The following is a 9,576-nucleotide window of genomic DNA, read 5'->3' as shown; positions in this document are numbered from 1 at the left end:
GCTACTACTTATTCGCTAGTGAGACCTCACGGGATAAGCCATCAATCTTTCCTTGTCTACCTGCCTAATCTACTTGCATGGTTTACGGTTGCCTTTTGGACTTCACGACTTTTGGTTCGCTTGTCCACCGTGCAAGCCTTAGTATTAGGTTTCTGTTCGTCAGGCTACAATTTTGCTATCCCTTCTTCTCGCCTGTACCTCACGGTACAAGCCTTGGGAATTGCTATGAGGTTCGCTGGCAACTACGCCCTTCGTGGACTTTCACCACAGATTGATGACATGCCCGTCATACCAAAAAGCTCGGACCTAACTTCCTAGGTCTGAGCTTTATTCATTTACTTGTTAAATCTCTTCTTCCTCATAAACATAGGCTGGGTTGTTGCCTCTGCCTGGAACTCTTTTTAACAAACCTGTAACCATAAGTGCTATTGCCCCATCTCCGGTAACATTGCAAGCTGTTCCAAATGAATCTTGTAGGGCAAATATTGAAAGCATAAGTGCTGTACCTGTATCATCAAAACCTAATACAGAAATAATTAGTCCAAGAGAAGCCATTACTGTACCACCTGGCACACCTGGTGCTCCTATAGCAAATATGCCCAAAAGGATAATAAATAAGATCATTGAGCTTAATTCTGGAAGTTTACCATAAAGAATTTGTGATACAACCATTACAAAGAATGTTTCTGTAAGTACTGATCCACATAAGTGGGTATTTGAACAAAGTGGTATAACAAAGTCTCTTATCTTAGGATCTAGGGTCTTAGCCTTTGCTGCTGATTTTAGGGCAACTGATAGGGTTGCAGCTGATGACATTGTTCCGAGTGCTGTCAAATATGCCGGTCCGTAGTTTCTGAGTACTTCCATTGGATTTGTCTTTGAAATAGCTCCACCTATTAGGTATAGCAAGGCAAGCCATATGTAATGCATGATTATAACTATAAATATAATCTTTATAAATACTGGTAATTGCTTATTGATCACTCCTGTGTATGAAAGTTCAGCAAAGGTTGTAAATATGTATAGAGGTAAGATTTTGATTATTATTCTATTTACTACTTCTAAAGTAATGTTGTTGGTTTCTTTTAATAATTTATTCCAAGTTTCTGACTTTGACCATACAACGCCAAGGCCTAGAATAACTGATGTTACTAGGGCTGTCATTACTGGCATTAGTGGATCAATGCTAAGTTCAAAAATTGACTCTGGGATTTGTTTTTGCTCTGCCAACTCTGATGCTATATGTAAGTTTGGTATCACAGATCTTCCAACAACTAGTGAGAATAAGGCTGCACCAACAGAAGATATGTAGCAAATAATTAGGGTTATAGTTAACACCTTGCCTGCCTCTTCACTCAGTGAGACTATGGCCGGTGTTATGAAGCCCAAAATTATGATTGGTACTGCATAAAAGATCAATTGACCCAAAACAGCTTTTATAGTATTTATTACGATTATAACTGACTCGTTACTTATATTTCCAACAATTATTCCTAGTATAATACCAAGAACTAGTTTAAAAATTAAACTATCAAATATTTTTTTCTTTTCCATAAATTTACCTCTTTTATTTATCTATTATATCTAGCATCACTTTATCAGTTTGGGCAAAACCTAGGTGAGATAGCTTACCTATATTGATTATGGTTTCTTCTATACTATCTCCTACTATGCCTACATTGGCATCAGTCACCACTCCATTTAGGGCAAGATAGGCTGCTATTACCGATTCTTCTGCACTGGTTGATAGTTTCATAGAACAAGACTCCTTTGCTCCATCACATACTATGCCAGTAAGGTTGGCAAAAACATTGGTACAAGCACCTTCTATCTCCTCTTCGCTACCATCAAGCATAAAGGCAATTCCTGCACTAGCACCGATTGCTGCTCCTATAGCACATCCACACAAGCCAGAAAGTTTACCAGAATATTCCTTAACATAGCGGTTAATAATATGTGCAAAAAATAATCCTCTTGCAAGACTTTCATCATCCAGATTTTCTCTTTTTGCTACGAGATATATAGGTAAAACTACACCGACTCCTTGGTTGCCACTGCCCCCAGATGTCATTATAGGAAGTGATCCTCCGCCCATTCTCATGTCAGCAGCAGCTGCAGTTAGAATCCTAGTATCTGTAACAAAATTATCTGGCAAGATTTTGGCATCTTTTAGCTCTTTTAGTTTCTTACCAAGTTCAAGACCATAGCCTTCTAATCCCTCATTGGCCGCATTGAGGTTAACCTCAACTCCTTCTAAAACAAAGGCAATATCATCATAGTCCATGTCCCTTACAATTTGTCCAAGCTCCTCAAAGGACATATCTTTGATAGAAGCCTTATCTCCTTTGCCATCATCAGCTGGATTATCGTATATAACTTCCTCATTTTTGATGATTTTTACAATATTTGAGTGGGAATGCGATAAAACCACCTTGACCTCATCTTCTGCCGAATATATTGTAAGTTCAACATATACATCAGGTACATTGTCAATGTAGTTTACTGTAACATTTCCATCTTTGACAAAGTCCTTGGCTTTCTTAATAGTAACATCTGTCAGCTTTGAAAAAACTAAAAGTGGACTAGTTGTTTTCTCAGTAAAAACACCTAGGCTTGCCGCTAAGTCCAAACCATGATCTCCAGTGTTTGGGATTTTGACAGCCTTGCCATTTTTAAATATGTTTTTACTGCAAAGCACTTCTATTTTTTCGATATTAGACTTATCAAGATATTCTGCTCCTACATTGGCAGCATAGGCAACTGCAACGGGTTCCGTACATCCCACTGCCTTAGTCGAGTCCTCTTTTACAATATCGATAAGTTCTTTGTTTATCAGATTTTTATCCATACTCATTGTCCTCCAAAGAAATTATAATATACTTTTTTTAATTTTACAAACGATTTCATAGTTATTATAAATATAGTTGGGAGGTCAATTTTTTATAAAAAAAATCAGCCTCCTTATTAAGGAGACCGATAGTTTTATGCTGTCATTGTTTTTAAATCTTCTTCTACTGTTGTGTTTGGAGCAATGTTGAAGTTTTCTACCAAGAAATCTACTACTGTTGGTGAAAGGAAAGCTGGTAATGTTGGTCCTAGGTGGATGTTTTTCACTCCAAGACTTAATAGAGCAAGTAGTACTATTACAGCCTTTTGTTCATACCAAGCAATGTTATATTCTATTGGCAAATCGTTGATGTCATCAAGGCCAAAGGCATCTTTTAGTGCTAGAGCGATTTGAACTAGTGAATATGAGTCGTTACATTGGCCAGCATCTAGAACTCTTGGGATTCCATTTATTTCTCCTAGACCAAGTTTGTTGTAACGATATTTTGCACAGCCTGCTGTAAGAATTACATAGTCTTCTGGAAGTCCTTGAGCAAATTCTGAATAGTAGTTTCTTTCTTTAAATCTACCATCACACCCACCCATTACTACGAATTTTTTGATGTTTCCAGCTTTAACTTCTTCCACAACCTTATCTGCTAATTGGATAACTTGATTGTGAGCAAATCCACCTACTACCTTTAAATCCTCAAGATTAGTTGGAGCTTCACATGTTTTTGCTAATTCAATGATTTCTGAGAAGTCTTTGTTGCCATTTTCATCTGCTTCAATATGTTTACATCCTGGATATCCTGCTTGTCCTGTTGTAAACATTTTATCTTGGTAAGTATTGTTCTTCTTCATTGGCACTATACAGTTAGTTGTCATAAGTATTGGACCATTAAAGGATTCGAATTCTTCATTTTGGTGCCACCAAGATGAACCATAGTTACCGTGGAAGTGGTCATATTGTTTAAATTCTGGATAGTAATTTGCAGGTAGCATTTCTGAGTGAGTATAAATTTCTACTCCGCTATCCTTTGTTTGTTCAAGTAGCATTTTCATATCGTGAAGGTCGTGGCCAGAGATTAAAATTCCTGGTTTATCTCCTGCAGAATAATCTACTTCTGTAATTTCTGGATGGCCATAGCTTTCTGTATTTGCCTTATCCAAAAGGGCCATTGCCTTTACTCCGTGTTCACCTGTAGCCATTACAAGGTCAATTAGGCTAGGAATTTCCTTGTCGTCTTTTGTGGTCTCTTCAAGAGCGTGAGCTATAAATCTGTCTACTTCCACATCTCTATATCCAAGTACATTTGCATGGTGGTTGTATGCAGCCATTCCTTTTAGGCCATATGTAGTAAGTTCTACTAGAGATCTTTCATCTTCATTAAGAATATTTAAAACACCAACTTCAATTGCTTTTTTAGATAATTCTTCATCATCCATTGATGTATAAAGAGCAAAATCAGATAATTCTTCTTTATTTTCAATTTTTTCTAAAAGTTCATCTTTCATTTTGATAGTTTCTTTAACAACTTTCATAATTGCATCTGTATCAAAGTTTGCATTTGTAATTGTTATAAATAAGTTGTTTGAAATCCTATCATAAACTTTATCATTGTCCTCGCCAATTTTATTAGCAACTTCAGCAAGTCCTTTTGTAACATATATTAGTAAATCTTGGCTATTTGCAGTATCTTCTTTCTTACCACATACGCCTTGAACTGTACATCCTTCATTTTTAGCTGTTTCTTGACATTGGTAACAAAACATATTAACCTTCCTTTGTGTTTTCTTATCTTTCTTACTATGTCTATATTATAAAAGCTAATTTTAAAAAATTCAGTAACATATGTTACTAATTCTTAAAAAAATCGACTTAAGGGTATAATTATAGCAAATTAAAAAAATTAGGAGGCAATATGTCATTATTTGGAAATCTATTTAAAAAAGATAAAGAAAATGAAAATACAAACACAAATGCTAGTAACAAAGTTTTAGTACCTATAACAGGTATAGTTTCAAGCGTCAAAGAATGCCAAGACCCTGTTTTCGCAGGAGAAATGGTTGGCAAGGGAAGCTTGATCTTACCAAGCGAAGGTAAGGTTTATAGCCCTGCTGATGGTGAAATCTCAATGGTAGCCGACTCAAAACACGCCCTAGGAATCACCTCAAATACAGGTCTTGAAATCCTAATCCACATTGGCCTAGACACAGTTGAACTAAATGGCGAACCATACACTTCTCACGTAAGCCAAGGACAAAAGGTAAAAGCTGGAGACTTGTTGATGGAATTTGATATTGAAAAAATCAAAGCAGGTGGCAAAGCAGTAGAATCACCAGTTATTATAACCAATGCCGACGATAAAGAGATCAATCTTCTAGCAAATGGTCAAACAAACCACGGCCAAGAATTAATGGAAGTAATCGGCTAATATATGAAACTCATTGGAGTTGACGTCGATGGAACGCTATTAAATAGCGAAAATAAAATCACTCCCAAGACACGTCAAGCCCTCATAAGGGCTGGCGAAATGGGACATAAGATTGTTATAGTTTCTGGCAGGCCAACAAGCGCAGTTAAAGATCTAGCAAAAGAGCTTAAATTTGACAAATTTGATGGCCTGCTATCAAACTATAATGGTGGAACAATCACAAATTACTCTAGTGGCAAAGTTTTAGTAAATCATAACTTAGATAGAAACTTGGCTCTAGAAATCCTAGACAAAACCAGGTTTCTAAATATCATAATCCCTTATAAAAATATGATATTATCTGACAAAGACCATAAATTTCTAGAGGCAGAAAAAAAGCTACTAGGACTTGAAGCAAAAATTGTAAGTGATATCAGAGATAAGCTAGATTTTGATCCAAACAAAATCCTCTTTGCAGCAGAGCCAGAAAATCTCGAAGAAAACATACCATTTCTAAAAGAAAACTTTGGTCATAAAACAAGCCAAGTAAGAAGCCATAGGAATTATTATGAGATTATGCCCAAGGGCCTTTCAAAGGGCAATAGTCTCCTAGAAATTGCAAAGATATACGGCATAGACCAAGCTGACATCATAGCCTTTGGCGATGAAATGAACGATGCCAGCATGATAGAAATAGCGGGGACGGGAGTTGCCATGGCCAACGCCGTAGAGCCAATCAAAAATATGGCAGATTACCTGACACTTTCTAACGATGAAGATGGCATAGGGGTTTATTTGGAGAAATTTGTCCTATGAAGACCCATTAAGTGAGGCGATATAATTGTATATTTTAAGAATAGCATCTCTTATAATCATACTTCTAGCAATTCTCGTCATGGCAAGCCACTTTGCCCATCTAATTACTTGGATAAATAAGATTTTGGGCAATATGGACTACAATCCTGATATCAAAGAAAATATCAGTGAACACGCTGGGGAAAATCTCTTTGCTGATAGAGATGAAGTTTTTGCAACAGTAAACCACTATGCAGAGATCATGAATGAAGTTACTATAAAATCTTTCGATGGGACTAGGCTATCCGGGTCCTATCTTTTTGGTACAAATAAGGATTTGTGGGTGATTCTAATCCATGGCTACACTGCAAGAAATCTCACAATGTTTACCATAGCCGATAGGTATTACAAAAAGGGCTATTCCGTACTTGCACCAGACTTGCGAGGCCACGGCAAAAGTTCCGGCATCTTTACTACATATGGTATAAAGGAAAGCAGGGATATAATCTGCTGGATAGATTGGATAAGAAAGAAAAATCCCAATGCAAAAATAGTCATCCAAGGAGAATCCATGGGAGCAGCTACAGCCATGTATGTGGCAGGCGAAAATCCTATAAATGTCATAGCTTTAATTGAAGACTGTGGCTACACAACATACTACGGTATGTACGAACACCAGGTCCACAAGAGATTAAGATTCCTATATAAGCCTGCTGCTCTAGTAGCAAACTTATTCATAAAACCTCTCATAGGAGCAGACCTCTTCAAATCAACAGAAGATGCTATGATAAAAACAAAAATTCCAACCCTCTTCATCAACGGAGGAAAAGATGACATAGTCCCAGTATCTATGTGTCAAAAACTCTACCAGGCTCATAGAGGGCCAAAGGAAATTTACATAGCAGAAGGCGCAGACCATGCTGAGTGCAAACTCTATGACGAGGAGATTTACTATAAAAAAATCTTTGACTTCATAGACTTCAATAAAGAACATAGAGATATAATATGATAGGGAAAATAATACTTATAATCTTATTTATAATTCTAATAACATTAATAATAGGGGCAAATCACCTAGTAAACAAAGCTTGCCTTAGAAAATTCTATATGACTGATGACCCCATCAAAATAAGCAAGGAAGAAAATAAACAGGCTAAGCAAGAAATAAACGCAAATAAGGCAAAACTTATAGAAATAGAAGATCACTACATGACAATAATGTCAGATTACACCATTAAAAGTTTTGACGGCCTAAAACTATATGGCAAGTACATAAAAAATGATACTTCCAACAATTGGGTCATATTGGTTCACGGCTACACAGCAAACGCCAAATCCATGCTAAGCCTAGCAGATAAATACTACAAAAAGGGATTTTCAATACTAGCTCCTGACCAAAGAGCCCACGGCCAAAGTGAAGGTACTTATACCACATTTGGCATCAAAGAAAAAGAAGATATGAAAGCACGGATTTCTTGGATTAAAGATATGGACAAAGATGCAAAAATCATAGTCCACGGCGAATCAATGGGAGCAGCGACAACTATGTTTCTAGCAGCTGACAACCCAGATAATCTATTAGCTTTCATAGAAGATTGTGGCTACACAAGTTTTTATGCCATGCAAATCGACCAACTAAAAGGCGATTTAGGATTCTTGGTATATCCTATTACTTTTATAGCAAATATAATAGGTAAAATCAGATTTTCAAGCGATTTTTATAAATCCAACATAGACTCCATGAAAAACACGAAAATTCCAGGCCTCTTCATCCACAGCAAATCCGACAGACTCGTCCCAGTAAAAATGTGCTATAACCTCTACAAGGCCCATAAAGGCAAAAAATCTCTATACACCCCAACTCCAGCCGACCACGCCGAATGCAAATTCTATGACCAAGACGAATACTTTAGGCAAATATTTGAGTTTTTGGGAGGTTTGGGAATAATAAAATAAAAACCCAAGACCATGATAATTAATGATCTTGGTTTTTTTAATTACGTATATTTTATCTTAAGGCAAACATAGCTTTCAATAATTTATTGTATGCCATGTCCACTTCTTCTTGACTAGCTTTCTTATCAACTATAACTTTTTCTGCATTAGCTAGACTTTCTTTAAAGCTTTCTACAGATTTCTTACTGTATTTTTCGAGTTCATATTTTTTTGCTTTAGCCACTAGAGATTTTATTTTGTTTTTGTTGGCTATAGTTTTGGCTTCTAGCTTGTTATAGGCATTTGTCAAATTTATTAAACTATTGTCAACTTCTTCTTGACTAACACTTTGATTATCATAAATTTCTTTGGCTTTTTCTAATGCTTGTGTTAAAACTTTTGATGATTGTTCAGAATATAGACCTAAGTTTAAGGAATTACTTTTATCTATCATGGATTTCAGACTAGTCTTATTGATTCTTTCTAAGTTAAATATTACCTTGACTAGTTCCTTTTCTGCCTGGTCTATATCTTCTTGACTTATATTTGGAGAATCCATCGCTTCTTGTGCTTTTATGATGGCTTCGTTAAGATCTTTTAATGATTTCTCTGTCAAATTATCAGTTTTAAGAGTTTTCGCAAATAATATCTTGCTATTTAACTTATTCTTATTTACATTATTAAATAAGTTTTTATAAGCTTTATTTAATTCATCAGCTAAGGTAAAATCTGATTCAGTTATTTCATTAGCATCTAAGATAGCTTTTGCCCTATCTTGTAGATTTTTGTATTCATCATATTTACCTTTATCTATTTTTGATACTTCCTTATCTGTAAGTTTTGTATCATAGTAGGTCTGTCTTAGTTTTGAAAGTTCATTGGCGCTTTTGACGACTTCTTCAAATTCACCATCAAAACCAAAAACTCTAAACTCGTATATACGAGCTACATTGCCATTTTGTTCAGCCTTATCCAAAACTAGTCTTACAAAACGAGCTTTTGCTATAGTTTGGTGTTTGGTTAAATCTTCTATATTATCCTTAACCTCAACTACTCTGTCGTAGTTTTCCCCATCAACACTTGTTTCAATATAAAAGTCTCTAGAATTCATAGATTTAGATTCACCACCTCTTTGAGCATGAGCTAGCTCAAAGGCTGTAATTGTATAGGCTTAGATTGTACTTGCTCAAAATGACCTTAATTTGCGCAATATCTTTTTGGGCTTGAGATAGACTAATGTAAAATGTATCTGCTATTTCTTGTTGTTTAATATATGAGTTGGAATACAAGAATAAGCGTGTGATACTTTCAATCCTTGCTTCCTTGTCTACACTATCTTGAACAAAGTAGGCGTGCTTGTACCGGTCGTCTTTCAAGAATTTTTTAAATTTTTCTTCATCATTGATTTCAAATCTATAACCACAACCTGTACATGATTCTATAAATGCTCCACTATCTTTTATGTGGGTGTTTAATATAGAAATCTCTTTTTGTATGGTCTTGCTGCTTAGTTGAAGCTTATCAGCAATTTCTTCAGATGTGTGGTAGTCATAATCTTTTGTCAAAAAATCAAATATTTGCTTTAGTCTAGTCTCAATCATTT

Annotated in this window: 9 protein-coding genes; 4 read left to right on the top strand and 5 right to left on the bottom strand. The window is 35.7% G+C overall.

Going from position 1 to position 9,576, the window contains the following annotated elements; translation table 11 throughout:
* Positions 1-342: 342 nt before the first annotated feature.
* From BN38_RS02155 to hcp, 3 genes are all read right to left on the bottom strand, one after another.
* The gene (locus BN38_RS02155) at positions 343-1,554 is read right to left on the bottom strand and encodes a dicarboxylate/amino acid:cation symporter (protein ID WP_044565271.1); all 1,212 of its coding nucleotides are present in this window, start codon (positions 1,552-1,554) and stop codon (positions 343-345) included.
* Between the two features lie 13 nt (positions 1,555-1,567).
* Positions 1,568-2,848 (bottom strand): L-cysteine desulfidase family protein, encoded by a 1,281-nt coding sequence (locus BN38_RS02150; RefSeq protein WP_195890872.1) that lies wholly within the window; start codon positions 2,846-2,848, stop codon positions 1,568-1,570.
* Positions 2,849-2,982: 134 nt separating this feature from the next.
* Entirely contained in the window at positions 2,983-4,602 is a 1,620-nt protein-coding gene (gene hcp / locus BN38_RS02145; protein WP_044565269.1) for a hydroxylamine reductase, read from the bottom strand.
* Positions 4,603-4,751: 149 nt separating this feature from the next.
* Between hcp and BN38_RS02140 the strand changes: the two genes are divergently transcribed.
* From BN38_RS02140 to BN38_RS02125, 4 genes are read left to right on the top strand one after another with little or no spacing between them, the layout of a single operon-like run.
* Complete coding sequence (locus BN38_RS02140; protein ID WP_084593730.1) at positions 4,752-5,264, top strand: PTS sugar transporter subunit IIA; 513 nt, start codon at positions 4,752-4,754, stop codon at positions 5,262-5,264.
* Positions 5,265-5,267: 3 nt separating this feature from the next.
* Positions 5,268-6,059: a Cof-type HAD-IIB family hydrolase gene (locus BN38_RS02135; RefSeq protein ID WP_044565268.1), complete on the top strand. Its 792-nt coding sequence runs from the start codon at positions 5,268-5,270 to the stop codon at positions 6,057-6,059.
* A gap of 25 nt (positions 6,060-6,084) precedes the next feature.
* The gene (locus BN38_RS02130; protein WP_154649911.1) at positions 6,085-7,047 is read left to right on the top strand and encodes an alpha/beta hydrolase; all 963 of its coding nucleotides are present in this window, start codon (positions 6,085-6,087) and stop codon (positions 7,045-7,047) included.
* Complete coding sequence (locus BN38_RS02125; RefSeq protein ID WP_049944420.1) at positions 7,044-7,994, top strand: alpha/beta hydrolase; 951 nt, start codon at positions 7,044-7,046, stop codon at positions 7,992-7,994. Before BN38_RS02130 ends, BN38_RS02125 begins: the two co-directional genes overlap by 4 nt.
* A 52-nt stretch (positions 7,995-8,046) precedes the next feature.
* On the opposite strand, the gene BN38_RS02120 is transcribed toward BN38_RS02125, so the two are convergent.
* Both BN38_RS02120 and BN38_RS02115 read right to left on the bottom strand, forming a co-directional pair.
* Positions 8,047-9,084 carry a discoidin domain-containing protein gene (locus BN38_RS02120; RefSeq protein ID WP_044565267.1) on the bottom strand — a complete coding sequence of 346 codons (1,038 nt, stop codon included), beginning with the start codon at positions 9,082-9,084 and terminating at the stop codon, positions 8,047-8,049.
* 37 nt (positions 9,085-9,121) lie between these two features.
* Complete coding sequence (locus BN38_RS02115; RefSeq protein WP_044565266.1) at positions 9,122-9,574, bottom strand: HTH domain-containing protein; 453 nt, start codon at positions 9,572-9,574, stop codon at positions 9,122-9,124.
* Positions 9,575-9,576: the final 2 nt, after the last annotated feature.

Source organism: Anaerococcus provencensis (assembly GCF_000312365.2).
Classification (GTDB): Bacteria; Bacillota; Clostridia; order Tissierellales; family Peptoniphilaceae; genus Anaerococcus; species Anaerococcus provencensis.
The sequence above is the reverse complement of the archived record's forward strand: the minus strand, read 5'-3'. Positions and strand labels throughout refer to the sequence as shown.